This window comes from Bradyrhizobium sp. LB13.1, from assembly GCF_054056815.1.
Map to the genome: position 1 here is coordinate 1,139,110 of NZ_JBSRYQ010000001.1, position 24,934 is coordinate 1,164,043.

24 protein-coding genes, 1 tRNA gene and 4 pseudogenes are annotated in these 24,934 nt (G+C 64.5%); 19 read left to right on the top strand and 10 right to left on the bottom strand.

Going from position 1 to position 24,934, the window contains the following annotated elements; translation table 11 throughout:
- Window positions 1-117 precede the first annotated feature (117 nt).
- The 4 genes and pseudogenes from ACVWYI_RS05315 to ACVWYI_RS05330 all read right to left on the bottom strand — a co-directional run bounded on the left by ACVWYI_RS05315 (window position 118) and on the right by ACVWYI_RS05330 (window position 2,574).
- Window positions 118-510 (bottom strand): SRPBCC family protein, encoded by a 393-nt coding sequence (locus ACVWYI_RS05315; RefSeq protein ID WP_247443534.1) that lies wholly within the window; start codon window positions 508-510, stop codon window positions 118-120.
- Between the two features lie 134 nt (window positions 511-644).
- The gene (locus ACVWYI_RS05320) at window positions 645-1,004 is read right to left on the bottom strand and encodes a VOC family protein (protein WP_456661421.1); all 360 of its coding nucleotides are present in this window, start codon (window positions 1,002-1,004) and stop codon (window positions 645-647) included.
- Between the two features lie 56 nt (window positions 1,005-1,060).
- Window positions 1,061-1,902: pseudogene (locus ACVWYI_RS05325) on the bottom strand (helix-turn-helix transcriptional regulator).
- 93 nt (window positions 1,903-1,995) lie between these two features.
- Window positions 1,996-2,574: a methylated-DNA--[protein]-cysteine S-methyltransferase gene (locus ACVWYI_RS05330; RefSeq protein WP_247443528.1), complete on the bottom strand. Its 579-nt coding sequence runs from the start codon at window positions 2,572-2,574 to the stop codon at window positions 1,996-1,998.
- 173 nt (window positions 2,575-2,747) lie between these two features.
- Between ACVWYI_RS05330 and ACVWYI_RS05335 the strand changes: the two genes are divergently transcribed.
- Window positions 2,748-2,821 (top strand) — tRNA-Gly (locus ACVWYI_RS05335).
- Window positions 2,822-2,825: 4 nt separating this feature from the next.
- Here ACVWYI_RS05335 and ACVWYI_RS05340 read toward each other — a convergent pair.
- Window positions 2,826-3,071, bottom strand: coding sequence for a hypothetical protein (locus ACVWYI_RS05340; RefSeq protein ID WP_456661422.1), 246 nt, complete (start codon window positions 3,069-3,071; stop codon window positions 2,826-2,828).
- A gap of 94 nt (window positions 3,072-3,165) precedes the next feature.
- Between ACVWYI_RS05340 and ACVWYI_RS05345 the strand changes: the two genes are divergently transcribed.
- From ACVWYI_RS05345 to ACVWYI_RS05355, 3 genes are all read left to right on the top strand, one after another.
- Entirely contained in the window at window positions 3,166-3,741 is a 576-nt protein-coding gene (locus ACVWYI_RS05345) for a HEPN domain-containing protein (protein WP_456661423.1), read from the top strand.
- Between the two features lie 645 nt (window positions 3,742-4,386).
- Window positions 4,387-4,815 carry a cupin domain-containing protein gene (locus tag ACVWYI_RS05350; RefSeq protein ID WP_456661424.1) on the top strand — a complete coding sequence of 143 codons (429 nt, stop codon included), beginning with the start codon at window positions 4,387-4,389 and terminating at the stop codon, window positions 4,813-4,815.
- Window positions 4,816-4,823: 8 nt separating this feature from the next.
- On the top strand, window positions 4,824-5,291 hold the full coding sequence (locus ACVWYI_RS05355) for a GNAT family N-acetyltransferase (RefSeq protein ID WP_456661425.1): 468 nt from the start codon (window positions 4,824-4,826) through the stop codon (window positions 5,289-5,291).
- 1 nt (window position 5,292) lies between these two features.
- Here ACVWYI_RS05355 and ACVWYI_RS05360 read toward each other — a convergent pair.
- Window positions 5,293-5,821, bottom strand: a pseudogene (locus ACVWYI_RS05360) (DUF1003 domain-containing protein).
- A gap of 112 nt (window positions 5,822-5,933) precedes the next feature.
- Here ACVWYI_RS05360 and ACVWYI_RS05365 point away from each other — a divergent pair.
- The 8 genes from ACVWYI_RS05365 to ACVWYI_RS05400 all read left to right on the top strand — a co-directional run bounded on the left by ACVWYI_RS05365 (window position 5,934) and on the right by ACVWYI_RS05400 (window position 14,690).
- Window positions 5,934-6,992, top strand: a complete 1,059-nt coding sequence (locus ACVWYI_RS05365) for a LacI family DNA-binding transcriptional regulator (protein ID WP_456661426.1) — start codon at window positions 5,934-5,936, stop codon at window positions 6,990-6,992.
- An 80-nt stretch (window positions 6,993-7,072) separates the two neighbouring features.
- Window positions 7,073-8,527 carry a xylulokinase gene (xylB, locus tag ACVWYI_RS05370; RefSeq protein ID WP_456661427.1) on the top strand — a complete coding sequence of 485 codons (1,455 nt, stop codon included), beginning with the start codon at window positions 7,073-7,075 and terminating at the stop codon, window positions 8,525-8,527.
- Window positions 8,528-9,850, top strand: coding sequence for a xylose isomerase (gene xylA, locus ACVWYI_RS05375; protein WP_354053110.1), 1,323 nt, complete (start codon window positions 8,528-8,530; stop codon window positions 9,848-9,850). It abuts the gene before it with no gap.
- Between the two features lie 12 nt (window positions 9,851-9,862).
- A complete protein-coding gene (locus ACVWYI_RS05380; protein WP_456651770.1) occupies window positions 9,863-10,621 on the top strand; it encodes an ATP-binding cassette domain-containing protein in 759 nt (252 codons plus the stop codon).
- Entirely contained in the window at window positions 10,621-11,703 is a 1,083-nt protein-coding gene (locus ACVWYI_RS05385; protein WP_456651769.1) for an ABC transporter permease, read from the top strand. Before ACVWYI_RS05380 ends, ACVWYI_RS05385 begins: the two co-directional genes overlap by 1 nt.
- A 94-nt stretch (window positions 11,704-11,797) precedes the next feature.
- Window positions 11,798-12,730: a sugar-binding protein gene (locus ACVWYI_RS05390; protein WP_247448373.1), complete on the top strand. Its 933-nt coding sequence runs from the start codon at window positions 11,798-11,800 to the stop codon at window positions 12,728-12,730.
- Window positions 12,731-12,866: 136 nt separating this feature from the next.
- Window positions 12,867-13,844 carry an aldo/keto reductase gene (locus ACVWYI_RS05395; protein ID WP_456661428.1) on the top strand — a complete coding sequence of 326 codons (978 nt, stop codon included), beginning with the start codon at window positions 12,867-12,869 and terminating at the stop codon, window positions 13,842-13,844.
- A gap of 3 nt (window positions 13,845-13,847) precedes the next feature.
- The gene (locus ACVWYI_RS05400) at window positions 13,848-14,690 is read left to right on the top strand and encodes an amidohydrolase family protein (protein WP_456661429.1); all 843 of its coding nucleotides are present in this window, start codon (window positions 13,848-13,850) and stop codon (window positions 14,688-14,690) included.
- Between the two features lie 70 nt (window positions 14,691-14,760).
- Here ACVWYI_RS05400 and ACVWYI_RS05405 read toward each other — a convergent pair whose 3' ends face one another.
- The 3 genes from ACVWYI_RS05405 to ACVWYI_RS05415 all read right to left on the bottom strand — a co-directional run bounded on the left by ACVWYI_RS05405 (window position 14,761) and on the right by ACVWYI_RS05415 (window position 17,786).
- On the bottom strand, window positions 14,761-15,111 hold the full coding sequence (locus ACVWYI_RS05405) for a RidA family protein (RefSeq protein WP_354053114.1): 351 nt from the start codon (window positions 15,109-15,111) through the stop codon (window positions 14,761-14,763).
- Window positions 15,112-15,206: 95 nt separating this feature from the next.
- Complete coding sequence (locus tag ACVWYI_RS05410; RefSeq protein ID WP_456661430.1) at window positions 15,207-16,124, bottom strand: alpha/beta hydrolase family esterase; 918 nt, start codon at window positions 16,122-16,124, stop codon at window positions 15,207-15,209.
- A gap of 3 nt (window positions 16,125-16,127) precedes the next feature.
- Window positions 16,128-17,786: an FAD-binding dehydrogenase gene (locus ACVWYI_RS05415; protein ID WP_456661431.1), complete on the bottom strand. Its 1,659-nt coding sequence runs from the start codon at window positions 17,784-17,786 to the stop codon at window positions 16,128-16,130.
- 275 nt (window positions 17,787-18,061) lie between these two features.
- Between ACVWYI_RS05415 and ACVWYI_RS05420 the strand changes: the two genes are divergently transcribed.
- The 5 genes and pseudogenes from ACVWYI_RS05420 to ACVWYI_RS05440 all read left to right on the top strand — a co-directional run bounded on the left by ACVWYI_RS05420 (window position 18,062) and on the right by ACVWYI_RS05440 (window position 22,366).
- Window positions 18,062-18,586 carry a hypothetical protein gene (locus ACVWYI_RS05420; RefSeq protein ID WP_354103203.1) on the top strand — a complete coding sequence of 175 codons (525 nt, stop codon included), beginning with the start codon at window positions 18,062-18,064 and terminating at the stop codon, window positions 18,584-18,586.
- Between the two features lie 110 nt (window positions 18,587-18,696).
- Window positions 18,697-18,891 carry a hypothetical protein gene (locus tag ACVWYI_RS05425; RefSeq protein WP_247338648.1) on the top strand — a complete coding sequence of 65 codons (195 nt, stop codon included), beginning with the start codon at window positions 18,697-18,699 and terminating at the stop codon, window positions 18,889-18,891.
- Window positions 18,892-18,915: 24 nt separating this feature from the next.
- Window positions 18,916-19,506 carry an SCO family protein gene (locus tag ACVWYI_RS05430; RefSeq protein ID WP_456661432.1) on the top strand — a complete coding sequence of 197 codons (591 nt, stop codon included), beginning with the start codon at window positions 18,916-18,918 and terminating at the stop codon, window positions 19,504-19,506.
- A 93-nt stretch (window positions 19,507-19,599) separates the two neighbouring features.
- Window positions 19,600-20,535, top strand: coding sequence for a transporter substrate-binding domain-containing protein (locus tag ACVWYI_RS05435; protein WP_456661433.1), 936 nt, complete (start codon window positions 19,600-19,602; stop codon window positions 20,533-20,535).
- Window positions 20,536-20,721: 186 nt separating this feature from the next.
- Window positions 20,722-22,366, top strand: a pseudogene (locus ACVWYI_RS05440) (lysine--tRNA ligase).
- Window positions 22,367-22,553: 187 nt separating this feature from the next.
- On the opposite strand, the gene ACVWYI_RS05445 reads toward ACVWYI_RS05440, so the two are convergent.
- The gene (locus ACVWYI_RS05445; protein WP_456661434.1) at window positions 22,554-23,207 is read right to left on the bottom strand and encodes a S24 family peptidase; all 654 of its coding nucleotides are present in this window, start codon (window positions 23,205-23,207) and stop codon (window positions 22,554-22,556) included.
- Window positions 23,208-23,486: 279 nt separating this feature from the next.
- Here ACVWYI_RS05445 and ACVWYI_RS05450 point away from each other — a divergent pair, with 279 nt between their 5' ends.
- Complete coding sequence (locus ACVWYI_RS05450; RefSeq protein WP_247338639.1) at window positions 23,487-23,831, top strand: DUF952 domain-containing protein; 345 nt, start codon at window positions 23,487-23,489, stop codon at window positions 23,829-23,831.
- Window positions 23,828-24,926, top strand: a pseudogene (locus ACVWYI_RS05455) (quinone-dependent dihydroorotate dehydrogenase). Before ACVWYI_RS05450 ends, ACVWYI_RS05455 begins: the two are co-directional and overlap by 4 nt.
- The last annotated feature ends 8 nt before the right edge of the window (window positions 24,927-24,934 follow it).

The window sequence follows — 24,934 nt, forward strand, 5'->3', positions numbered from 1 at the left end:
TCGCCATGGTTACGGCGGACGAGGGCTGGGTCTGTGAGAAAGATCACGCAGCTGCGGGCATGATCCGGAAAAGTGTGCAGCGGTTTTCCGAAAGGATCATGCTCAAATAAGTAAAAACTAAGCCGGAAACGCCTTGTGGATGGCGATCACGGCATCCCCGGTTTGGCCCTGCACGTAAGCTGCAAGCTCGTTCGGCAGCATGTCGATGATCCAGACCAGGCGGCATCTCGCATCGCCCTCGGCGATCACCTGCACCGAGGCGCTGTAATGCTTCAGCCGCTCGCTGTTGATGGCGTAGACCAGCCGCTGCCGCGCATCGTCGCAATCGACCAGCACTTCGCGCGCTACCGAGCCATTGGCAAAGGTGACGACGCGCGCATCGCCGTCGATCGTGCAGGCGGTGACGAAGCCCGGCGCCAGCCGCCGATGCAGCGCGCCGAAATCGCGCACCGCGTCCCAGACGTCGTGCGCCGAGGCGGGGAGGGGAATGTCATTGTGGATGGAGGCCATGAAAGTCCTTGATTATGTTAGGTGTTGGCCGTGGACTCCGTCATCGCGAGCGCAGCGAAGCAATCCAGAAATGCTTCCGCGGCTACGGTCTGGATTGCTTCGTCGCAAGAGCTCCTCGCAATGACGGAGAGAACTCACACACAAACCGCCTCGACATTGTTGCCATCGGGATCGATCAAAAATGCCGCGTAGTAAGTCGGGCTGTAATCCTTGCGCGGGCCGGCACCGCCATTGTCGCGGCCGCCGCTCTTCAGGCCTTCGTTGTGGAACGCCTTGACCGCGTCATGATTCCCGGCGCGAAATGCGATATGCGCGCCATCGGCTTTCCGTCCCTTGTTCAGGTGCAGCCACAACGCCGGCTCGCCCTTCGGCCCGAAGCCGGCATAACCGTCGCCGCTCGAACACAGGACATAACCGAGCGGCGCCAGCACCGCGGTGTAGAAGCGCGTGGCGGCGTCGAGGTCGGCAACGCGCAGTCCGATATGGTCGTACATGTTCGTCTCCATTTCCAAAGCGCGCCGCAACTGGCGCGCGCCGGAGACGAACCTAGTCAGTTGAGGGCGAGCTGCTCTTGGAGAATCTTGCGCTTCCCCTTCGAGGCCTGACGGAACTTGGTCGGCGAGACGCCGGCGGCGCGGCGGAAGGTGCGGACGAAGTTGGAGAGGTCGCCGAAGCCGACGTCATAGGCGATATCGGTGACCGCGATGTCGTCGTCAGTGAGCAGCCGCGCAGCATGTCGCAGCCGTGAGCGCACCAGATATTGATGCGGGGTGACGCCGAGCACGCTCGAAAACAGCCGCAGGAAATGGAACGGGCTGAGGCCTGCCTGCCGCGCGGCCTGTTCGAGGTCGACCTCGGCATGCGAGTTGGCGTCGATCCACAGCGCGGCTTCCACGGCGCGGCGGCGATCGCGCGCAGTGGGCGTTGTCGGCTTGCGCGCCTTGCCCGAGACGACATCGATGAAGCGGCCGGCGAGGATTTGACCGACCTCGTCGAGACCGAGATCGCTGTTGCCATCTGCCGCCGTCTGGGCGAGCTCGCCCAGCACCATCAGCTCGGGCAGCGGCGGCGTCGCGCCGACCTGCCAGATGTCGCGACGTCCCCCGAGGGCGTCGACCAGATCCTCGCCCAGGAAAAAGGACAGGCAGACGTCGCCGGAGACATGCTCATGCGTGCAGGTGTATTCCTCGCCCGGTGCGCCGACCAGCATCGAGCCCGCCACCAGCTCGAAGAAGCCGGCGCGGCAGTGGCAGCCGAAGCTGCCCGCGCGGACATAGGCGATGGAATGGCCGGTGCGGCACTCCGCAAACGACGCGTCGTCCGGTCCCGCATCGCAGCGCGAAACTCGGAGACCGTCATCGAGGGCGTCGTCAGCAGCGTGGTCGCATCCATCCCGCCTATCTAGGCATGATCCAGAAAAGTGTTAGCGGTTTTTCGACAGGATCATGACCAAAAACAAAGCTAAGGTGCGATCAAAATCGCGCCTTAGCTGGGCGCACGGGGCGGGGCAACGGGCAGCAGCACCTCGAATAGCGTCTTGCTGGCGACCGGATGAGCGCCCTCGAGCGACAGCAGCCGCCGCTTGGAGATCACCCCGCCATAGGGCGAGAGCCGGTCGGTGTAATTGCCGGCCTCCAGCACCCGGTGGCAGGGCACGATCAGCATGTAGGGATTTTTCGCGACCGCCTGCGCCACCGAATGCGCGGCGCCGGAGGCGCCCAGCGCCTTGGCGATCTCGTGATAGGTGCGCGTCTCCCCGCGCGGAATCGTGCAGGCGAACTCGTAGACGCGCCGGTTGAAGTCGGACACGCCGCCCGCATCCAGGCTGACCTCGGAAAAATCAGGATCGTTGCCTTGCAGCAGGCCCACGATGCCCTCGATCGCAAGCTCGGCGTTCGCGGACGGCCGCTGTTCGCGCGCCTCGGGATGGACCTGGAAAATCCGGCGGCGGGTGTCGATCTCCCGCGCCTCCGGCAATTGCACAGCGACCACGCCGGTGCTGCTCCAGATAATGGCGCAGCGCCCTATGGTCGTGTCGAATATCGTGTAGCCACGCCCCACCATGCACACGCCCCACTCAGTGCACGTCGTTCCCCAGACCCGGGATCATAACACCGCCACAATCCGGCGCACCCAAAATCTTACCGAGACGTTAACAACCGTCCGGCCGGTCGCGCCAAAGCGCTTGGCGGGAAGCGCCGTCTCGGCTAATCAGAGGCGCGCAGGCTTGCGCATCAGCGGGCGTAGTTCAATGGTAGAACGGCAGCTTCCCAAGCTGCATACGAGGGTTCGATTCCCTTCGCCCGCTCCAATACCTAGCCGAAGTTCGCTCGACGGTTTTGCCGGCAGTTTTGCTGGATTGTGCAATCTTTGGCCTCCATCTTCTTGATTCTAGCCTTTATGGCGGCCGTCCGATCGACATAGCGTTCGATGATCTTGTTGACGGACCGCTCTTCCCACGCGAGCGCTTCTGCGATCTCGCGCTCGTTGAAGCCAGCAATGTAGAATTTCGTGGCTGCTGTTCCCCGCAGATCGTTGAAATACAGATCCCGCTCCCGCATGCCGACATCAATCTTTGCCTTGTTGAACGAGCTGCCGAAACCGTCGACGGTCCAAGGTCGACGCCGACTGCTAGTCAGGATCGTGGTTGACCCAATGCTTTCCCATGATCAAAATCTTAGGATGAAGGATCTGGTTTCGTTGTTCGACCGGTGTGGAATTCCGAAACTCGCAGAATGGATTGGTCGTCATCGAGCCATCAAGATTTTTTTTAAAGGTGGCCGACAATCGGACAAGGCTGATGCGGAGTTAGATCAACTTGTGCAGTACCGAAATGAGGCCGCGCATGGTGGTATCGAGGTCACTGATGTGTTGGGGACAGATATCTTAATTGAGTACGCAGATTTCGTAGAAGCCCTTTGCTCGGCTTTGGCCGAATGCGTTCAACGCAATTGCATTGCGAGAGCTGAAGAACTTGGGAAGACGCGCCGTACCGGTGTAATTACCGAAATCTTCTCAGATCGAAGGGTGGTAGCCATCGTTGGAGGCGGGACGTTCAAGGTCAGCGACCGACCATACTTATGCGGCGAGGGGTTTTGTTATCGCGCGACGATCGAAAGCATCCACCATGATGATAGTCCGGTTCCGTCTGTCACTCTCCTGAACGACACCGAGATTGGTTTTGCGCTTGACGTTGAGCCGGTGAAAAGGGCCTTGATCTACTATTACTAGCGACGCGATGTGATCGCTCTGACGCCATGCTGGTGACTTTGTGGAAGGCCGCAATAGCCCTCGGGGTCGAGGCGGCGCCCCCGCTCGCAAGGGGCGGCCACCGAGCTTCCCGTCAAGAAGAAGCGAGGTAAGCGCCGGGCCAACTAAGTTGCAGGGACCTGCAACGGTTCACCCCACTTACCCATGGGCCGTTCTTTCGGGGCCAGTTTGGCTTTCGAGGCTTGCTCGCTTTGCATTGTAGGCGCAACCCTTTGATGGAATTAGTTGCTGTTAGGGGCAGTTTTGTACGTAAAGCATTGGGTTGCTCAGGAACGGGCAGCTTCCCAAGCTGCATACGAGGTTCGATTCACTTCGCCCGCTCCATCCTAGCCAAGGTGCTTCCAAGACTTTGATATTTCGGCAGCGCGAAGCAGGATGCCTCTCCGCCGTGCGCCGCGCAAAGATTCTAATATATTAGCCCCTTGCTTCCGGCGTTCGCCGCTGCCCGCGCTAAGCTCCTTTGGCCCAGGCAGATGCGGTCCTCTTGCCCGGCGATGTCTGGATGAAAGCCATGGACCAGCAGAAACTCGATCGTGCGATCGGTCGTCGCTTGAAGACGCTTCGGACGCAGGCCGGCATGACGCTGAGCTTTGCGCCGCGCTCGACGTGTCGCTCAGCGATGTCGTCGCGCTGGCCGAGAAACCGCCGGAGCGACTGGTGCGGCTTGCCGACCAGCCGCACTGGCGCGATCCCGAGAGCGGCTGTCGACGGCGACACGCCTCGCCGACGGACGCGGCGAGGGGCATCGAGATCATCGTCGTCGACCTGCCGGCCGGCGCGCGGGTGCCGTACAGTCCGTGGGGCCGTACCGCCTTCACCCAGCAGCTTCTGATGCTGGAGGGCGCGATCGCCGTGCACATCGACGCCAAGGCGGTGCGCCTGCGCGAGGGCGACTGTCTGGATTTCGACGTGATGCGCGCGGCGATGTTCGAGAACGAGACCAGACAGGATGCGCGCTACGTCATCATCACGCGCCGCGGGCGCTTCCTATGGAAAAATGTGATGGTGCTGATGCAATATGAAATCGTGGAGTGAACCTGACAATGCAGATCCGCACCGGCGACACCTTTGATCCGCGCGTCATCGCGCTGCTCGATCATCACGTCACCGCCGCGCGGGCGCAGACCGCGCCGGGCAGCGCCCATGCGCTCGATCTCGCCGGGCTGCGCGCAGCGGACATCGCGTTCTGGACCGGCTGGGATGGCGAGACGCTGGCCGCGGTCGGCGCGCTGAAGTCGCTTTCGGCCGGGCATGGCGAGGTGAAGTCGATGCACACGCTCCAGACCACGCGCCGGCGCGGCTTTGGCGGTAAGATGCTTCGCCACATCATCACGGAAGCCCGCGCGCGCGGCATGACGCGGCTCAGCCTCGAGACCGGCTCGTGGGACTATTTCAAGCCGGCGCTCGCGCTCTACCGGGCGCATGGCTTTGTCCTCTGCGGCCCGTTCGAGGGCTATGTCGAGGATCCCAACAGCCTGTTCCTGACCCTGGATCTGTCGGCGGGCCGATAGCTCAGGAGCGTGTCTCCTCGATCCTGTCGAGCACGCGCTCGGGGGCGATGTCCCGGCATTGCCTCCTCCAGATCGCCCTTCGAGTCGGGCTGGACGTCGAGCCGCTCGGCGATTTGCGTGAGGAGGCGGGCAACCTTGGTCAATTCGTGCTCGGCGAGGAGGCTGATCTGGAGATCGAGATCGGCGCGCTTGTCCGCTGCTGCGCTCATGCGGTTCTGCGAGATCAGCACGAATGTCGACAGGAAGATCGCCTCGACCGAAGCAATCATTGCCAGCACCACGAAGCTCTCGTCCCAGGCCGGGATCCCCGGCAGCCAATGCAGATTGGCGATGATCCAGAAGCCGAACACCGCGAGATGCAGGTAGACGAAAATCATGCTGCCGGTGAAGGCCGTGATGGCGTCGGCAAGCTTTTCCTGCCCCCTGGCCGCGCGCCGCTCCCGGAGGCGGCGCTCGACCAACGCCTGGATGTTGCGCTCGAGCGTCGGGCTCAATCCCTCGCCGGGATCATGGGTGATGTCGTTATGCACGCGGCGGCAACGGCCGACTGAAGAGGCCGTTCCTAGCAACAGCGACTGAAAAATGCCCGCCGCCCCTCAAAATGAGTTGCGTACCTCAAAAAACCTCTGCTAGCCTTCAGCCATGGCCGAGACACTCACCACGACCGCGCTGACGCTGAAGGACATCGCCCGCCAGGCGGGCGTCAGCCTCGCGACGGTCGACCGCGTTCTGCACAATCGTCCGGGTGTGCGGCCGGATACGGTCCGGCGCGTCAAGGAAGCGATTGAGCGCAACGCCTTTCAGCCGCATGTCGCCGCGGCCGAGCTCGCCCGCGGCCGCGCCCGCCGTTTCGCCTTCGTGATTCCGTCGGGACCGAACCCGTTCATGCAGCAGATCGAGGCCTATCTCGGCGAGATGTCGGCCTGGCTCTCATCCCGGCGGCTGAGCGTCGAGATGGTCGCAACCGACGTGTTCGATCCGTCGGTGCTCGCTGCTTCGCTGGAAGGGCTCTCGGACGATTATGATGGCATCGCCGTGGTGGCGCTGGATCATCCCGGCGTCCGCGCCGCGATCGACGATCTCGTTGATGCCGGGACCAAGGTCGTGACGCTGGTCTCGGACGTGCCGTCGTCGCGCCGCCACCATTATATCGGCATCGACAACATCGCCGCGGGGCGCACCGCCGGCGCGCTGGTCGGGCGGCTGGTCGGACAAAGGTCGGGCAAGGTCGCGATCATCGCGGGATCGCAGGGCCTGCGCGACCATGCCGAGCGCATTTTTGGCTTCATCCAGGTGATGGCGTCGGAATTCCCCGGGCTCAGCGTGCTGCCGGTATTGGAAGGGCGCGACGAGGACGCGCGTTCGGAACAGGTCTTGGCGCGGCTGTTGGGCAGGCATGCTGACATTGTCGGCCTTTATAACGTCGGCGCCGGCACGCAGGGCGTGGCCAATGCGTTGGGCGAGGAGGCGCTGAGCGATGCCGGCCGCGACAGGCAGGTGGTATTCGTCGGACACGACGTCACCGCGCTGACGCGCCGGCTGCTGCTGCAAGGCGTGATGGATGCCGCGATCTCGCAAAACCCCGGACACGAAGCGCGCGCCGCCGTGCGCGTGCTGCTCGCGCTCGCCCGTGGTGAGCCGATCTTGCGCGAACAGGAGAAGATCAGGATCGACATCGTGATGCGGGACAATCTGCCTTAGCGGCAAGTGGATTCACAACGACCCGTTGTGGCAAGGCGACTCTGAGCTCGCGCACCGCAACAGGCGACAGGGAGGATAGCGTGTATCTCGGAATCGACATCGGCACATCCGGTGTGAAAGCGGTGCTCGTGAGCGAAGCCGGCGCGGTCCTCGCGACGGCGGCGCGCGAGCTGTCGCTGTCGCATCCCGCGCCGCTGTGGTCCGAGCAGGATCCCGATGCCTGGGTCGATGCGGCGATCGGCACAGTCGACGATCTTGCTGCCCGCCATCCGCGTGAGGTCGCGCAGGTGCGCGGCATCGGGCTATCCGGCCAGATGCACGGCGCGACGCTGCTGGATGAGGATGGACGGCCGCTGCGTCCCGCGATCCTCTGGAACGATGGCCGCTCGCACGCCGAATGCGTCGCGCTGGAGCGGCGCTGCCCATCGCTGCACACGATATCAGGCAATCTGGCCATGCCCGGCTTCACCGCGCCGAAGCTGCTCTGGGTCGCCAGGCACGAGCCGAAAATCTTCGCGCGGGTCGCAAAGGTGCTGCTGCCGAAGGCCTATGTGCGCTATCGCCTGACCGGCGAGATGGTCGAGGACATGTCGGACGCGGCTGGCACGCTGTGGCTCGACGTCGGTCTGCGCCGCTGGTCGGCCCTGCTGCTGCATGCCACGGGGCTCGATCTGCACCATATGCCGCGCCTCGTCGAAGGCAGCGATGTCAGCGCGGTGCTCGCGCCGGACTACGCGCAACGCTGGGGCATGGCTCGGGATGTCGTGGTGGCCGGAGGAGCCGGCGACAACGCCGCGAGCGCGATCGGGCTCGGCGCAATCGCACCGGGCGATGCGTTCCTGTCTCTGGGAACCTCAGGTGTGGTGTTCCGCGTAACCGATCGGTTCGCGCCGGCGCCGGCCTCGGCGGTGCATGCGTTCTGTCATGCGCTGCCCGGCCGCTGGCATCAGATGGGCGTGATGCTGTCGGCTGCGGCATCGCTGGCCTGGCTCGCGGGCGTGATGGAGACGCCGGCCGCTGCGCTGCTGGCGCCGCTCGGCGAGCACGTCGATGGACCGAGCCCGGTCAAATTCCTGCCCTATCTCGACGGCGAGCGCACGCCGCACAACGATGCCGCCGCCAGCGGCGCCTTCGTCGGCCTGCGTGGTGCGACCGGGCGCTCCCAGATCGTTCAGGCCGTGCTCGAAGGCGTCGCCTTCGCCGCGCGCGACAATCTCGCGGCGCTGAGCGCGGCGAGCGGGCCGCTTCCCGAAGTCGATCTCGTCGGCGGCGGCTCGCGCTCGCCGCTGTGGGCGCAGATCTGCGCCGATGTGCTCGGCATTCCCGTCCACCGCGTCGAAGAAGGCGAGGTCGGCGCGGCGCTCGGCGCCTCCAGGCTCGGCCGGCTCGCCGCCACCGGCGAAGACGCTGCTGCGGTTTGCACCCGTCCGCGGCGGCTTGCGAGCTTTACGCCTCGCGCATCCGTCAGCGCAGCCTATGACGAGGCCTATCGCCGCTGGCGCGAGCTTTATCCTGCGTTGAAGGAGTGTGCCTGAGTGAACGCGTCAGTGAAATTCTTCGATGCAAGCGCGCCTGTCGCCTTCGCCGGCAAGGATGCGGGAAACACGCCCGCCTTCCGCTGGTACGACAAGGACCGTCTCGTCCATGGCCGCAGGATGGAGGACCATCTGCGCTTTGCGGTCTGCTACTGGCACTCGTTGTGCTGGCCGGGCGGCGATCCCTTTGGCGGCGAGACGTTCCTGCGGCCCTGGCACCAGGGCACCGATGCGATGGCGCAGGCGCGCGCCAAGGCCGACGTCGCTTTCGAGCTGTTCCGCCTGCTCGACGTGCCCTTTTTCACCTTCCACGACGTCGATGCGGCGCCGGAAGGCGCTTCGCTCGGCGAGTCCGTCGCCAACCTCAATGCGATCGCCGACCTGTTCGAAGCGAAGATGGCCTCAAGCAAAGTGCGCCTGCTCTGGGGCACCGCCAATTTGTTCACGCATCGCCGCTACATGGCGGGCGCGGCGACCAATCCGGACCCGGAGATATTCAGCTATGCCGCCGGCCAGGTCCGCGCCGCGCTGGAGGTGACGCACCGGCTCGGCGGCCAGAACTACGTGCTGTGGGGCGGGCGCGAGGGCTATGAGACGCTGCTCAACACCGACCTCAAGCGTGAGCTCGACCAGCTCGGCCGCTTCGTTTCCCTCGTCGTCGAGCACAAGCACAAGATCGGTTTCAAGGGCCCGATCCTGATCGAGCCGAAGCCGAAGGAGCCGACCAAGCATCAGTATGATTTCGACGTTGCCACCTGCTACGGCTTCCTCGCGCGCTACGATTTGCTGAAGGACGTCAAGCTCAACATCGAGCAGAACCACGCGATCCTCGCCGGTCACTCCTTCCATCACGAGGTCGCGCTTGCCGAGGCGCTGGGTGTGTTCGGCTCGCTCGACATCAACCGTGGCGACGATTTGCTCGGCTGGGACACTGACCAGTTCGCGATGAACGTGCCGGAGCTCGCTTTGGTGTTCCACGAGGTGCTGAACCGTGGCGGCTTCACCTCGGGGGGCCTGAATTTCGACGCCAAGATCCGCCGCCAGTCGATCGACCCTGATGATTTGATCCATGCCCATGTCGGCTCGATGGATGCCTGCGCGCGCGCCCTCCTCGCTGCCGCGGACATGCTCGACGCCGGCGCCCTCACTGCGCCGCTTGCGAAACGCTACGAGGGATGGGCCGGGCCCGAGGGCCGCGCCATTCTTGGCGGCCAGCGCTCGCTCGCCGAACTTGCCGACCGCGCGCTCGGCCCGGGCTTCGACCCGCAGCCGCGCTCGGGCCGGCAGGAATATCTGGAATCCCTGGTCAACCGCTACGTCTGAGGAAGGCCGCTGATGACAAATACTGAAGCGACACCGGTCCTCGAGCTGACCGGTATCGGCAAGGAGTTCGGCGCAATCCGCGCGCTTCACAGCGTCGACCTGCAGGTTCTCCCCGGCGAGGTCGTCGGCCTGATGGGCGACAACGGTGCGGGCAAGTCGACGCTGGTCAAGATCATCGCCGGCAATTTCCGCCCCAGCCACGGCGAAATCCGCTTCGCCGGCAGCGCGGTTCATTTCAACCGGCCCGTCGATGCCCGCGGCGTCGGCATCGAGGTCGTCTACCAGGACCTTGCGCTCGCCGACAATCTGACGGCTGCCGCCAACGTCTTCCTCGGCCGCGAGCTGAAGCGCAGCTTCGGCCCGCTCGCGTTGCTCGATCACAAGGCGATGGCGGCGCGTGCGCTGGAGCTGTTCGGCGAGCTGCGCTCGGAAACCCGCCCCGACGATCTCGTCAAGCAGATGTCGGGCGGACAGCGCCAGGCGGTTGCGATCGCGCGGACGCGGCTCTCCAACGCCAGGCTGGTGATGATGGACGAGCCTACGGCCGCGATCTCGGTCCGCCAGGTCGAGCAGGTGCTCGGCCTGATCCACCGGTTGAAGGAGCAGGGCGTTGCGGTGATGCTGATCTCGCACCGCATGCCCGACGTGTTCGCGGTGTGCGATCGCGTCGTCGTCATGCGCCGTGGCGAGAAGCGGGCCGACAAGCCGATCCACCAGACCTCCCCCGAGGAGGTCACCGCCCTGATCACCGGCGCGAAGGAGGCGGCGTGATGGCCATGCCCTTGGAATCCCCGATCAGCTTCACCAATGTCGGCCGGATCAGATGGTGGCAGCGCGGCATCTTTGCCTCCCAGACCGGCTATGTCCTGCTGGCGCTGGCGGTGCTGCTGGTGGTCATGCATTTCGCCAGCCCGTATTTCTTCACCGAAGGCAACATCCAGAACGTGGCGAAGAACTTTTCCTTCATCGCCATCGCCACCCTCGGTGTCACCTTCGTGATCATCACCGGCGGCATCGACCTGTCGGTCGGCTCGATGATGTGCTTCTCCGCCATGATCACCTCAATGGTGATGACCGAGCTGTCGTCACCCGGCTCGGCCGCAGGCTCCCTGTTCGTCCACATGGCGGCCGACGGCAAGACCGTGCTGGCCAATGTCCCCGGCCTGATCCTGCTGCTCTCGATCCTCGCCGGCCTCGGCGTCGCGCTGCTCGCCGGCCTCGTCAACGGCTTCTGTATCGCTGTGCTCGGCCTGTCGCCCTTCGTCACCACGCTGGGCATGCTCTCGATCGTGCGCGGGCTCGGCTATGTCGTCTCCAACGGCCGCGGCAGCTTTCCTGGTGGACCGGATGCCGATTATTTCTACGCGCTCACCTCGGGCGACGTGCTCGGCGTGCCCGTGCCTTTCATCTATCTCGTGGTCCTCGCGCTGGCGATGGCTGTGGTGCTGCACCACACGGGCTTCGGCCGCCACGTGTTCGCGCTCGGCGGCAACGAGAAGGCGGCCGAACTCACCGGCATCCCTGTCGTGCGGGTGAAGATCGAGGTCTATGTGACCTGCGCGCTCGCCGCGGGCCTCCAGGGCATCATCATCTCCGGCTGGCTTGGGTCGGCGCCGGCTAACATGGCGACATCCTACGAGCTCAACGTGATCGCCGCGGCCGTCATCGGCGGTGCCAATCTCGCCGGCGGCATCGGCGGTCCGTTAGGGGCCATCGTCGGCTGCGTGCTGCTCGAGGTGATCCGCAACGGCCTCGTGCTCGCGCAGGTGAGCTCCTACTGGCAGCAGACGCTGGTGGGCGTGATTATCATCCTGGCCGTGCTGGTCGACCGCATCCGCTCGCGGATGATCTGAAATGACGTCGTTCCGGGAAGGCAACGAAAATGCCGCCTGTCCGCTTCCCGGACGATCTTAAGAGGATGGGCGCCAGAGAAGGGTGGAGGAGACGATGAAGAAATTTCTTCTTGCCGGCATCGCCGTCGCGATGATGGCAACGCCGGTGTTTGCTGCGAACTACCGTTTCGTGATCGTGCCCAAGGCGATGAACAATCCGTTCTTCGACTTCGCGCGTGACGGCTGCCTGAAGCGTGCCAAGGAGCTCGGCAATATCGAGTGTATCTACAAGGGGCCCGTGGAGCACGAGCCGGCGACGCAGGCCCAGATCATTCAGGACTTCGTCACTCAGAAGGTCGACGGCCTCGCGATCTCGGTCGCCGACGTCGCGGCCATGTCGAAGTCGATCGAGGCGGCGACCGCGGCCGGGATCCCGGTCATCACCTTCGATGCCGATGCACCCGGCTCCAAGCGGATCGCCTATATCGGCACCAACAACAAGGAGTTCGGCGTCGCACTCGGCAAGCAACTGTTGAAGCTGCGGCCCGACGGAGGCAAATACGCCATGGTCTCGGGTGGTCCCGGCGCCAAGAACCTCGCCGAACGCGTCGACGGCGTCCGCGAGGCGCTGAAGGGCTCGAAATGGACCGAAGTCGCGGGCTCTCCGACGTTCTGCAACGACGATCCCGCGCTGGCGGTTCAGCAGATGACCGACATGCGCACTGCGACGCCCGACCTCGCCGCGATCGTTCCCATCGGCGGCTGGCCGATGTTCGCCCCCGAAGGCTTCAAGGCCTTCGCCTCCAGGTACAAGAAGGATATCGATTCCGGCAAGTTCACGCTTGTGGTCGCCGATACGCTGAAGATGCAGCTCGAGCTGTTGCGCGATGGCTATGCCAATGCGCTGGTTGGTCAGCGTCCCCTGGAGATGGGCGAGAAGGCGATGGATACGCTGCTCGCCATCAAGAAAGGCGAGAAGGTGCCGGAGATCGTCTATACCGGCCTCGATCTCGTGACCAAGGACAACGTTGCGCAGATGTTGAAATAGGAGCGGCCCCAGCCCCGCGCTCCTGCGTGCCTCTCCCGCTTGCGGTTTTCGCAAGCGGGAGAGATGATCTTGGCTGTTGGAACCGATACTTTCGGAAGCGGGACTTTCGAAAGCAGGCTCTTGGAAGGCAATGGGAATGAACAGGTCGCGGCTCGGCTCTCTCGACGTCACGTCACTCGGCCTCGGTTCCGCCCCGCTCGGCGGATTGTTCACCCCCGTCAGCGATGCCGATGCGGAAGCGACGATCGCCCGCGCCTGGTCGCTCGGAATCCGCTTCTTCGACACCGCGCCGCTGTATGGCTTTGGCCTCGCGGAGCGACGCCTTGGCGCATTCCTGCGGCAGCAGCCGCGTGACTCCTACGCCATCTCGACCAAGGTCGGCCGTCTGCTGCGTGCGCCCGATGGGGCTGCCGCCGAGGACGCGCATTACAAGGGCACGTCGCGCGAGCGGCCGGTGTTCGATTTCAGTTATGACGGCGTGATGCGATCGGTGGAGGAGAGCCTGGCGCGTCTTGGGCTCGACGGCGTCGACGTCTTGCTGGTGCATGATCCCGACGATCACTATGACGACGCCGTGGCCGGTGCCTTCCGCGCGCTCCAGCGCCTGCGCGCCGACGGCACGGTCAAGGCAATCGGCGCCGGCATGAACCAGTCGGAAATGCTGGTGCGGTTTGCAGAGGCCGTTCCGGTCGACTGTTTCCTGCTCGCCGGCCGCTACACGTTGCTCGATCAGGGCGCGCTGGATGCGCTGTTGCCGGTCTGCGCCGCCAAGAACATCGGCATCCTGCTCGGCGGCATCTACAACAGCGGCATTTTGGCCAATCCGCACTCGAGCGCGAAGTTCGACTATCAGGACGCCGATGCGGCACTCGTTGCCCGTGCGCTCGCGCTCGACGAGCTCTGCCGCAAGCACGGCACCGAGCTGAAAGCCGCCGCGCTGCAGTTCTGCATGGCCCATCCGGCCGTGACGGTCGCCGTGATGGGCGCCCGCAATGCCGCGGAAGTTGTCGACAACATCGCGATGTCGGAAAAGGCGGTGCCAGCGGCGTTCTGGCAGGAGCTGCGTGCGCGAAACCTCGTCGACGTCCGCGCACCATTGCCGGGCGGAGCGTAAGGCATGATCATCGACGGACATCAGCATTTCTGGGACCCGGCGCGCGCCGACTATCCCTGGATGGATGCGCCCGAGCTCACGCCGATTCGCCGCGCCCTCGGTCCGGCCGATCTCGCGCCGTTGTTGGAAGCGAACGGCATCGACGCCAGCATCGTGGTGCAATGCCGCTCTGCGCTGGAGGAGACCGAGGATTTTTTGCGGATCGCGCATGAAAACCCATTTGTCGTTGGCGTCGTCGGCTGGGCTGATCTGACCGATGCTGCACTTGGTGAAACGCTGGACCGGCTGCGCGCTTCGCCCGGCGGGGACAAGCTGGTCGGCATCCGCCACCAGGTGCATGACGAGGCTGATCCGGACTGGCTGCTGCGCGAGGACGTCCAGCGTGGCCTCACGGCGGTGTTCGCACACGATCTCGCCTACGATTTCCTCGTCCGCACCCGCGAGCTGCCGGCGGCGATCGCAACCGCACAGGCCTTCCCGCAGGCGCGCTTCGTGCTCGACCACGCCGCCAAGCCGCCGATCGCGGACGGTGGAAGCAACGAATGGTCCGATCGCATCGCCGCACTTGGGGCCTGCGGCAATGTCTGGTGCAAGGTCTCGGGGCTGGCGACGGAAGCGGTGTGGAACGATTGGGATGCGGAGCGGCTGTTTCCGTTCGTCGCGCACGCCGCGAAATGCTTTGGCGAGGATCGCCTGATCTTCGGCTCGGATTGGCCGGTGTGCCTGCTCGCGGGCAGCTACGGCGAGATCAAGGATGCGCTGGAGGCGTGCCTGATAAGGCTCGGCGCGCATGTGCGCGACAAGGCGTTCGGCGTGAATGCGAAGGCTGCGTATCGGTTGGCGTGATTGCGGCGGTCGCTCTGAAGCGCGATGATATTTCATCGCGCTTCAGCCGCGCGTAAATGTTGTCGTAAGCTTACTTCGCCGCGGTGACCATGATCTCGACGGTGTATTGCGCCGCTGCGAGCTTGGCTTCGACGGTGGCGCGCGCCGGGGTATTGCCGGGCGAGACCCAGGCGTCCCACACCGCGTTCATCTCGCCGAACGTCTTCATGTCGGTGATGTAGATCGTGGCCGAGAGCAGTTTCGACTTGTCGGTGCCGGCCTTGGCGAGATGGCTGTCGATGGTCGCCAGGATGTCCTGGGTCTGCTTGGTCACGCTTTCGCCGGCGGCGTTGTTGGCGACGACACCGGCGAGATAGACGGTGTTGTCGTGCACGACGACCTGGCTCATGCGCGGGCCGGCTTCAAGACGCTGAATGCTCATTGGGGGATCTCCTTTGAATGGCGGCCCTGTCTAGCGCAGCGGCTTGCTCCGTGCCACCCCGAGCACGCATGCGCCGCCGTCGATGCATGCACTCCCTACGGAAACTGGCTGAAAAAAGTCCAGATCGTCTCGGCGCCGTCGATGTCGCCGTTCTGCGGCCCGAGCAGGCCGGCTGCGACCTTCGGGAAGCGGGCATCCGGAGAAAATCCGGGCATGCGGTGACCGCCTCGATTGATGCGATAAAGCACGACGTCGTGCCCATCAGGACAGCGCGAGGAGATCCGTGTGACCGTGGACTGGTCTGCGGGCGCCCTGTCGGGCAAATCGGTCATGTCGGCGTTGTCGGTCTCGCAGCCGTTGAGCTTGCGCCAGAACGCCAACGTCTCGTCGGTGGACCAGAACCCGTCTGCGGCATAATAGCTCGATCCGCGGCCGCCGTCGTAGGGGACCAGCGGGTCGGCCGTACCGTTCATCAACAGCATCGGCAGCGGCCGCGACGGATGGCACGTGACGGCGGCCTCGTCGGTGAGATTCATGATCACGCTCGCGCCGGCAGCAAACAGATCGGCGCGGGCGCAGACCAGCGTCATCGCCATGGCGCCGCCATTGGAGATGCCGGTGACATAGACGCGGCGAGGGTCCGCGGTGCCGTTCGCCACCAGCTTCTCGACGAGCTTTGCGATGAAGGCGACGTCGTCGGTGGCTGCGGGCGGGCCACGGAGCGCGGGTCCCGCCTTGGTCCTCGCGTCGGCCCAGGCATGGTTGAGGCCATCGGGAAAGACCACGGCAAACCCTTCGCGCTTTGCGACCTGCGGCCATGCCGTCCGCGTCATCATGTCGGCGCCGCGCTGGGTCTTGCCATGCAGCACGACCACGAGCGGCACAAGCCGCTTCGCCGGAAGTTGCGCGGTGTAGGACCGCTTCACGCCGTCGATGTCGATCGTATCGGCGGACGCAGCCGAGGTGGCGGCCAATGCCGCAACAAGCGCCGCGATGCGCATCCACCGCCGCATGATCTAGCTCACCGCCTTCGCCGCCGCGCGTCCGGCATTGCGGCCCGAGAACAGGCAGCCGCCGAGGAACGTGCCTTCCAGCGAGCGATAACCGTGCACGCCGCCGCCGCCGAAGCCGGCGGCTTCGCCCACTGCGTAGAGGCCCGGAATGACGCTGCCCTCCTCGCCGAACACGCGCGAGGAGAGATCGGTCTCGAAACCGCCCAGCGTCTTGCGGGTGAGGATGTTGAGCTTGACCGCGATCAGCGGTCCCTGCGCGGGATCGAGGATGCGGTGCGGGGGAGCCGTGCGGATCAGCCTGTCGCCGATATAGCGCCGCGCATTGTGGATGTTCATCACCTGCGCATCCTTGACGTAAGGATTGGCGATCTCGCGGTCGCGCGCCTCGATCTGCATCCTGATGTGCTCGAGCTTGAGGAGGTCGCTGCCAGCGAGCTTGTTCATCGCCGTAACGAGATCCTCGATCTTGTCGCGCACGATGAAGTCGACACCATGGCTTTTGAACGCTTCCACCGGCGCCGGCGCGCCCTTGTTGATGGCGCGGCGCAAGGTCATCCGCCAGCTCTTGCCGGTGAGATCGGGGTTCTGCTCCGAGCCCGACAGCGCAAACTCCTTCTTGATGATGCTCTGGGTCAGGATGAACCAGGAATAATCATAGCCGGTGGACATGATGTATTGGAGCTGGCCGAGCGTGTCGGAGCCGGGGAAGAGCGGCGCCGGCAATCGCGTGCCGGTGGCGTCGAACCACATCGAGGACGGGCCGGGCAGGATGCGGATGCCGTGGCGCGGCCAGATCGGATTCCAGTTCTGGATGCCTTCGACATAATGCCACATGCGGTCGCGGTTGATCAGCCGCGCGCCTGATGTCTCGGTGATGCCGATCATGCGGCCGTCGACATGCTCGGGCACGCCGCAGATCATGAATTTCGGCGGCGCGCCGAGTCGCTTCGGCCAGTTCTGCCGCACCAGCTCGTGATTGCCGCCGATGCCGCCGGACGCCACGATCACGGCTTGTGCCTTCAGCGCAAACTCGCCGACGACATTGCGCGACGAGCTTTTGCCCCGCTCGACGTTGTCGGGGGCGAGAACGGCGCCGCTGACGCCATCCACCGTGCCGTTGGTGACGGACAGCGCATCGACGCGATGCCGGAACCTGAAGCTCAGCCGGCCGCCTCTGACGGCCTCGCGCGCGCGGCGCTCGAATGGCTCGACGATGCCGGGCCCGGTCCCCCAGGTGACATGAAAGCGCGGCACCGAATTGCCGTGGCCCATCGCGTCATAGCCGCCGCGCTCGGCCCATCCGACCACGGGGAAGATGCGATGGCCCATCGCACGCAGCCAGTCGCGCTTCTCGCCGGCCGCGAATGCCACATAAGCCTCGGCCCATTGGCGCGGCCAGAAATCCTCGTCGCGGTCGAAGCCGGCGGTGCCAAGCCAGTCCTGCAGCGCAAGCTCGTAGGAATCCTTGATGCCGAGCCGGCGCTGCTCCGGCGAATCGACCAGAAACAATCCGCCGAACGACCAGAACGCCTGGCCGCCGAGCGACTGCTCGCCCTCCTGGTCGACCACGATCACTCGCTTGCCCGCATCGGCGATCTCGGTTGCGGCCACGAGGCCCGACAATCCTGCGCCGACGACGATGACGTCTGTCTCTTCAGCCATCTGTTTAGCCAAGTGTTCCCCCTCCATCGGTTCCCCCTGTAGTTGCCCGGATTGAAGCCAGCGGTTGCAACTGAGATCAAGAGTATGGCGCGTAAGCCATCGTTAACTTGTTCCACCTCGGGAAAAAGACCGCCCGAGTGCAGCGCGGGCGCAACACTGGATTTGAATTTGTTTTGAGCGAGCCGGCATGCCTAGACAAAGCCGCGGTTACGACGGACCCTAGCAGGGCATCACCACCTGACACACAGATTCGAATTCGACTGGGGCGGGGGATAATGAAATTTCTGACGGGATTGCTCGCGGCGGTTCTCCTGATCGCGAGCATGGGGGCTTCTCACGCGGTGGTCCGGATCGCAGATGACCGCGGCGGCCGGATTGGAACCTACGTCGACAGATACCAGGATCTGCGACAATCAGGCGACACCGTCATCATCGACGGCCTCTGCGCCTCGGCCTGCACCATCGTCCTCGGGGCCATCCCGCATGACCGTATCTGTGTGACCTCGCATGCGACGCTGGGCTTCCACGCCGCCTGGGATTTCGGCACCAATGGCCGCGCCGTCACCAATTCCGAAGCGACCCAGATGCTCTATGCGATGTATCCGTCGCAGGTGAAACGCTGGATCAATCAGCGCGGCGGCCTCACCCCGCATATGCTGTTCCTGAGGGGCAGACAGCTCCAGGCCATGTACAAGCCCTGCTACCTGGACGCGCAGGCCTCGGCGATCAAGCCGCCGTCGCGCCGGTCTCTGCCGGAAGCGGAACAGCTCGAGTCCGCTCGGGGCCAGGTCTTTCACTGAGATCCTCAGCATGACGGGATCCTTTTGGGTCGCCAGCGGCGCCTTGCCCCCAGGCGGCCCAAAGCCTATCTGAAAGCCTGGGAATCAGGGCCTTCGCCCCGATCGTTGTCATGGCTCAACCACTGCACCCTACCCATCCTGTATCGGACAATTCGCCCACTGCCGGCCGGACGCCGTTCGTGCTGCTGTTGGCAGGTGCTGGCGTCGGCGGCCTGGTCGTGCTCGGCGTGCTCGCGCTCTGGTTCCACTATGGCAGCCAAGTGTTCTTCGAAATGATCAGGACTGGCTTTGCCGCCTGCTTCTGACCCGCGATAGGAAGTTTTCTGCCCATGAGTTCAGCCGCCCGTCCGCTGGTAATCGCGACCGCCTTCGCTGCAAGCCTCGTTCTCGGACTCCTGATCGTATTCTGGGCCATGGGCGGAGTCAGCAAGGTGGCGCAGCCGGCCGCGATCGGCGGCCCGTTCCAGCTCACCGACCAGAACGGCAAGGCCTTCACGGACAAGAACCTGAAGGGCAAGCCGACCCTGATCTTCTTCGGCTACACCCATTGCCCCGATGTCTGCCCGACCTCGCTGTTCGAGATCTCGGAAGTGCTGCGCGCGCTGGGCAAGGATGCCGGCAAGGTCAACGCGGTCTTCATCTCGGTCGATCCCGAGCGCGATACGACCGCGGCGATGAAGGACTATCTGTCGAGCTTCGACCCGCACCTCGAAGGCCTCTCTGGCGATCCCGCCGAGACCGCCAAGGTGATCACCTCTTACCGGGTCTACGCCAAGAAGGTCCCCACCAAGGACGGCGATTACACCATGGACCACACCGCGCTGATCTATCTGATGGACCGCGACGGCCGCTTCGTCTCGCCGTTCAACCTGAAGCGCACGCCGGAAGAGGCCGCGGTGGAGCTGAAGCGGTATCTCTGAAGGTCCTTGTCTAACCGCAATCGGCGCTCGCGTTCCCGGCGGGATGGTCTATAAGGCCCTCCGATCTCAACGAAATTCGTTCATTTCCCGCCAATGGCCGCACCGCGACAGGTAAAACCGCTTCAGACCGTGCGCCGTGTCCTGCTTGGGCTGGCGGCCGGCGTTTGTCTGCTCGCGGGCCTGTCCGGCGCACAGGCCCAGACCCCGGCCAAGCAGCCTCCCGCGGCGCCCCAAGCCTCACCACAGGCGAGGCCCGAGGCGGCCCCGCAGGCCGTGCCCGGCTTCTGGGACCCGCGGCGGCGGCCGGAGCGGCCGGACCTGTCGCGCCTGACCGTGATCCGTTTCCTGACCGAGACCGACTATCCGCCCTTCAACTACACCGGCGCCGACGGCAATCCGGCCGGCTTCAACGTCGATCTCGCCCGCGCGCTGTGCGAGGAGATCAAGGTCACCTGCACGGTGCAGATGCGCCGCTTCGAGACGCTGGTGGACGCGCTCGCCTCCAACCGGGGCGATGCCATCATTGCCTCGATGGCGGTGAGCCCGCAGCTCCGCGCCCGCGTCGACTTCACCGATCCCTATTACCGCGTGCCGGCGCGCTTCGCCTCGCGCAAGGACGCGGTGATGCCGGAGATCCGGCCCGAATATCTCGAGGGCAAGAAGGTCGGCGTCATCGCCGGCTCCGCGCATGAAGCCTATCTCAAGGCGATGTTCACCGACGCCGAGCTGCACCCGTATCCCAACGACGACGTTATGCGGAGTGCTTTACGCAAGGGTGAGGTCGATTTCATCTTCGGCGACGCCATCTCGCTCGCGTTCTGGATCAACGGCTCCGATTCCGGCGATTGCTGCGCCTTCTCCGGCGGCCCCTTCGTCGAGAGCCGCTTCTTCGGCGAGGGCATCGGCATCGCCGTGCGCAAGGGCAACGACGTGCTGCGCCAGGCCCTGAACTGGGCGATGTTCCGTGTCTGGGAAAAAGGCCGCTACACGGATCTGTGGCTGCGGTATTTCTCGGTGAGCCCGTTTTAGTCCCACGCGCCGTTACCAATTCCTCATCCTGAGGAGCTTGCGCAGCAAGCGTCTCGAAGGATGAACGCCCCGCTGGTGGCCTCGCCCTTCGAGACGCGCGCGAAGAGCGCGCTCCTCAGGGTGAGGGTCTCGCAAAATTGCATTCTGCCCGGAAATCGCTATTTTCCGCGGCCCGGAGGCTCCTAGATGTCCGTTATCGATCTTGCCGCAAACCCGAGCGATCTGCGTGCGCTCGCCGAACAATCCAACGCCTGGCCGTTCGAGCAGGCGAAGGCCATTGTCACGCGGCTGAAGAAAAGTCCGAAGGACGAGGTGCTGTTCGAAACCGGCTACGGCCCGTCCGGCCTGCCGCATATCGGCACCTTCGGCGAGGTCGCGCGCACATCGATGGTGCGGCACGCCTTCCATGTGCTGACCGAAAACAAGATCAAGACGCGCCTGCTCGCGTTCTCCGACGACATGGACGGGTTTCGGAAAGTGCCCGACAACGTCCCCAACAAGGAGATGCTGGCCGCGCATCTCGGCAAGCCGCTGACGCGCGTGCCGGATCCGTTCTCCAACGAGTACCCGTCGTTCGGGCACCACAACAATGCGCGGCTGCGCGCCTTCCTCGATCATTTCGGCTTCGACTACGAATTCGCGAGCTCGACCGAGTACTATACGTCCGGCCGTTTCGACGCGACGCTGCTCAAGATGCTGGTGGCCTACGACAAGGTGATGGCGATCATCCTGCCGACGCTCGGACCTGACCGCCGCGCGACCTATTCGCCGTTTCTCCCGATCAGCAAGACCAGCGGTGTCGTGCTGCAGGTGCCGATGATCCGCCGCGACGTCGCTGCCGGCACGGTGACCTATGTCGACCCCGACACCAGCCAGGAAGTCGAGACGCCCGTGACCGGCGGCAACGTCAAGTGCCAATGGAAGGCCGATTGGGCGATGCGCTGGGTCGCGCTCGGCGTCGATTACGAGATGGCCGGCAAGGACCTGATCGACTCCGTAAAACTCTCCGGCGCGATCGCGAGGGCGCTCGGCGCCACGCCGCCGGAAGGCTTCAACTACGAGCTCTTCCTCGACGACAAGGGCCAGAAGATATCGAAGTCGAAGGGCAACGGTCTGACCATCGACGAATGGCTGCGCTACGCCTCGCCGGAATCGCTGTCGCTGTTCATGTATCGCGAGCCGAAGGCGGCCAAGCGGCTGTATTTCGACGTCATCCCGCGCAACGTCGACGACTATCAGCAGTTCATCGACGGCTTTGCCAAGCAGGACGCCAAGCAGCAGCTCGGCAATCCGGTCTGGCATGTCCACAGTGGGCAACCCGCCGAAGTTCGATATGCCCGTCACGTTCCAGCTCTTGCTGACGCTGGTGTCGTCGTCGAACGCGGAGAATGCCGAGACGCTGTGGGGTTTTATCGGCCGTTATCGTCCGGGCGTGTCGCCGCAGACGCATCCCAAGCTCGATGCGATGGTCGGCTATGCCATCAACTATTATCGCGACTTCGTGGCGCCGACGAAGACGTTCCGCGAACCGACCGAGACGGAGCGCGCAGCGCTCCAGGATTTGCGCGACGCGCTATCGCAGCTTTCCCAGGACGCAACGCCGGAGGACATCCAGAACGTCGTCTACGAGATCGGCCGCCGCGAGCCGTTCCTCGACCAGGTCAAGAAGGGCAAGGACGGTCGTCCGGGCGTGACACTCGACTGGTTCAACATGCTCTACCAGGTGCTGCTCGGCCAGGAAAAGGGCCCGCGCTTCGGCTCCTTTGTCGCGGTGTATGGCGTGCAGAACGCGATGAACATGATCGACGGCGCGCTGGCGCGGAGTGCGTGAGGGTGTCCAATTTGTTGTTTGCGTGATCTCTCCACAATGTCGTCCTGGCGAAAGCCAGGACCCATAACCACCGTCGGATGTGGTTACGGGGATTCGGAGTGACCACCTCTCGTGACTACTGCTCCCTGGGGTAATGGGTCCTGGCTTTCGCCAGGACGACGCCGAGTGTGCGGCGCATAACGCTCCCTCACTGGCTTGCCCATACGATCCTTGCGATCCACGCCACGTCGCTCGCCGCGATCGTGCGCTCGGCCTGTGAGGCATCGAGCGGCTGCAACTCCAGAGCCTTTGCCGTGCGGCGCTTCAGCGTCGCCACCGTGACCTCGCCCGCTCTTGTCTTCACCACCACGCGATCGCCTTTGCGGATCGGCGCGCCGGGTGAGACCAGGATGACGTCGCCGTCGCGATAGGCGGGCTGCAGCGCTTCGCCGGAAATGTGCAGCGCGAAGCTGCGGTTGTCCTCGGCGGTGGGAAGCGCAAATTCGGTCCAGCCCTTGCCGATGGGAAAGCCGGACTCGTCGAAGGCGCCGCTCGCGCCCGCCAGCGCGAAGCCGAGCAGCGGTACCGAGTGGCCGTCGCCGGCCTCGTCGTCGACCAGCCTGGCAAAAATATCGATCGACGAATCCGCCGCCGCCAGCGCTTTCGCGATCGATTCGGTCGAGGGCCAGCGCTCGCGGCCGTCGGCGGTGACGCGCTTGGACTTGTTGAAGGTGGTGGGGTCGAGCCCGGCGCGCTTGGCAAGGCCGGACGGTGACAAGCCGGCACGCTCGGCCAGCCGATCCAGTGCGACCCAGATCTGGTCGTGAGTGAGCATCCTCTGCGCTTTGGCCTGCCTGACCATGGAAGGTCCAGCCCGTCGCAACTCAGGAAAACTATCCTCAAATCAACCGGTTTTCCGTTTCTTGCGCAAGGGGGCGGGAAAGCGTTTTCAAGCGAAGTGGATGCCGGTTCGCGCAAAGAAAACGCGTCAAACAAGAATTTAGAGTCCCGGTTCGATTTCATCGGACCCGAAATGGCTCTAACTCTTGAGTTCGGACGGGGGCGCCATTACGGTCGCGCCCGGGTTTTAAGACCCGCAAGAGACGAAAAAACCCAAGCAACTCAAAAGGCTCCGTAAGCGGTGGTCAAGATCTACAAAATCTGTCCGGCCTCGGCCTGGCGCGAGGCGGAACGGCAGGGTGTCTACCGCGGCAGCGCGGACGATGCGCGCGACGGATTCATCCATTTCTCCACCGCGGCCCAGGTTCCCGAGACCTTGCGCAAGCATTATTTCGGGCAGCGCGCGCTGTTCCTGGTCGAGGTTGACGGCGATGCGCTCGGCAGCGAATTGCGCTGGGAGCGATCGCGCAATGAGGAGCTGTTTCCGCATCTTTATGGCGAGCTCGATTTCGGCGCGGTGATCGCGGTGATCAACCTCAACACGCGCTCCGATGGCGGCCATGACGTCCCGGAGCTTGCCCCGTGATCCGCGCTTTCGACGCTTTTCTCGCTGCCGGTGTTGCGCTGGCTCGATCCGGAGGATGCCCATCGCCTCGCCATCCAGGGCCTGCGTTTCCTGCCGCCGGTCAAACCGCGCGCTGACGATCCCAAGCTCGCGGTGCGCGCTTTCGGGCTCAACTTTTCCAATCCCATCGGCATGGCTGCGGGCTTTGACAAGAGCGCCGAAGTGCCGGATGCGCTGCTGCGGCTCGGTTTCGGCTTCGTCGAGATCGGCTCGGTGACGCCGAAACCGCAGAGCGGCAATCCGCGGCCGCGGCTGTTTCGTCTGGAGCGCGACGAGGCCGTCATCAACCGCATGGGCTTCAACAATGACGGCGCGGAAGTCGCGTTACGCCGGCTCGCGGCGCGCGCGCAGCATGGCGGTATCGTCGGCGTCAATGTCGGCGCCAACAAGGACTCGCCGGACCGCGTCAATGATTACGTCAAGCTGATCGAGACTTTTGCGCCGGTGGCGAGCTATTTCACCGTCAACGTCTCTTCGCCGAACACGCCAGGCCTGCGCAATTTGCAGGAAGGCGCGCTGCTCGACGATCTCCTCGCCAGGGTGATCGACGCGCGCGAGCGGGTGCGCCAGAAGGCCGGCGACACGCCGGTGCTGCTCAAGATCGCGCCGGACCTCAGCCTCGTCCAGCTCGACGACGTCGTGCAGGTCGCGCGCTCGCGCCGGGTTGACGGCATGATCGTGTCGAACACCACGATCGCGCGGCCGAGCACGTTGCGCGAGGAGATGCGCGCAAAGGAGCAGGGCGGGCTGTCCGGCCGGCCGCTGTTCCGGCTGTCGACGCGGATGGTCGCGGAGACCTATGTGCGGGTCGAGGGCGCATTCCCCTTGATCGGTGTCGGTGGTGTCGATTCGGGCGGCGCCGCGCTGACGAAAATCCGCGCCGGCGCGAGCCTGATCCAGCTCTATTCGTCGCTGATCTACAAGGGCCTCGGCCTCGTCGACGAGATCAAGCGCGACCTCACCTCGACGCTCTTGCGCACCGGGAGGGATTCTCTCTCCGAGATCGTCGGCGCCGACGCCGCGACGCTGACGGCGGAAGACTGGCCGGGGACGTAGCCAAGCGG

What these genes read in the sequence shown, in the direction of transcription:
- ACVWYI_RS05315 (WP_247443534.1), bottom strand. Translation starts at nt 510, where the DNA reads ATGGCCTCCATCCACAATGACATTCCCCTCCCCGCCTCGGCGCACGAC.
- ACVWYI_RS05320 (WP_456661421.1), bottom strand. Translation starts at nt 1,004, where the DNA reads ATGTACGACCATATCGGACTGCGCGTTGCCGACCTCGACGCCGCCACG.
- ACVWYI_RS05330 (WP_247443528.1), bottom strand. Translation starts at nt 2,574, where the DNA reads ATGGTGGGGCGTGGCTACACGATATTCGACACGACCATAGGGCGCTGC.
- ACVWYI_RS05340 (WP_456661422.1), bottom strand. Translation starts at nt 3,071, where the DNA reads ATGCGGGAGCGGGATCTGTATTTCAACGATCTGCGGGGAACAGCAGCC.
- ACVWYI_RS05345 (WP_456661423.1), top strand. Translation starts at nt 3,166, where the DNA reads ATGCTTTCCCATGATCAAAATCTTAGGATGAAGGATCTGGTTTCGTTG.
- ACVWYI_RS05355 (WP_456661425.1), top strand. Translation starts at nt 4,824, where the DNA reads ATGCAGATCCGCACCGGCGACACCTTTGATCCGCGCGTCATCGCGCTG.
- ACVWYI_RS05365 (WP_456661426.1), top strand. Translation starts at nt 5,934, where the DNA reads ATGGCCGAGACACTCACCACGACCGCGCTGACGCTGAAGGACATCGCC.
- ACVWYI_RS05380 (WP_456651770.1), top strand. Translation starts at nt 9,863, where the DNA reads ATGACAAATACTGAAGCGACACCGGTCCTCGAGCTGACCGGTATCGGC.
- ACVWYI_RS05385 (WP_456651769.1), top strand. Translation starts at nt 10,621, where the DNA reads ATGGCCATGCCCTTGGAATCCCCGATCAGCTTCACCAATGTCGGCCGG.
- ACVWYI_RS05390 (WP_247448373.1), top strand. Translation starts at nt 11,798, where the DNA reads ATGAAGAAATTTCTTCTTGCCGGCATCGCCGTCGCGATGATGGCAACG.
- ACVWYI_RS05395 (WP_456661428.1), top strand. Translation starts at nt 12,867, where the DNA reads ATGAACAGGTCGCGGCTCGGCTCTCTCGACGTCACGTCACTCGGCCTC.
- ACVWYI_RS05400 (WP_456661429.1), top strand. Translation starts at nt 13,848, where the DNA reads ATGATCATCGACGGACATCAGCATTTCTGGGACCCGGCGCGCGCCGAC.
- ACVWYI_RS05405 (WP_354053114.1), bottom strand. Translation starts at nt 15,111, where the DNA reads ATGAGCATTCAGCGTCTTGAAGCCGGCCCGCGCATGAGCCAGGTCGTC.
- ACVWYI_RS05410 (WP_456661430.1), bottom strand. Translation starts at nt 16,124, where the DNA reads ATGCGGCGGTGGATGCGCATCGCGGCGCTTGTTGCGGCATTGGCCGCC.
- ACVWYI_RS05415 (WP_456661431.1), bottom strand. Translation starts at nt 17,786, where the DNA reads ATGGCTGAAGAGACAGACGTCATCGTCGTCGGCGCAGGATTGTCGGGC.
- ACVWYI_RS05420 (WP_354103203.1), top strand. Translation starts at nt 18,062, where the DNA reads ATGAAATTTCTGACGGGATTGCTCGCGGCGGTTCTCCTGATCGCGAGC.
- ACVWYI_RS05425 (WP_247338648.1), top strand. Translation starts at nt 18,697, where the DNA reads ATGGCTCAACCACTGCACCCTACCCATCCTGTATCGGACAATTCGCCC.
- ACVWYI_RS05430 (WP_456661432.1), top strand. Translation starts at nt 18,916, where the DNA reads ATGAGTTCAGCCGCCCGTCCGCTGGTAATCGCGACCGCCTTCGCTGCA.
- ACVWYI_RS05435 (WP_456661433.1), top strand. Translation starts at nt 19,600, where the DNA reads ATGGCCGCACCGCGACAGGTAAAACCGCTTCAGACCGTGCGCCGTGTC.
- ACVWYI_RS05445 (WP_456661434.1), bottom strand. Translation starts at nt 23,207, where the DNA reads ATGGTCAGGCAGGCCAAAGCGCAGAGGATGCTCACTCACGACCAGATC.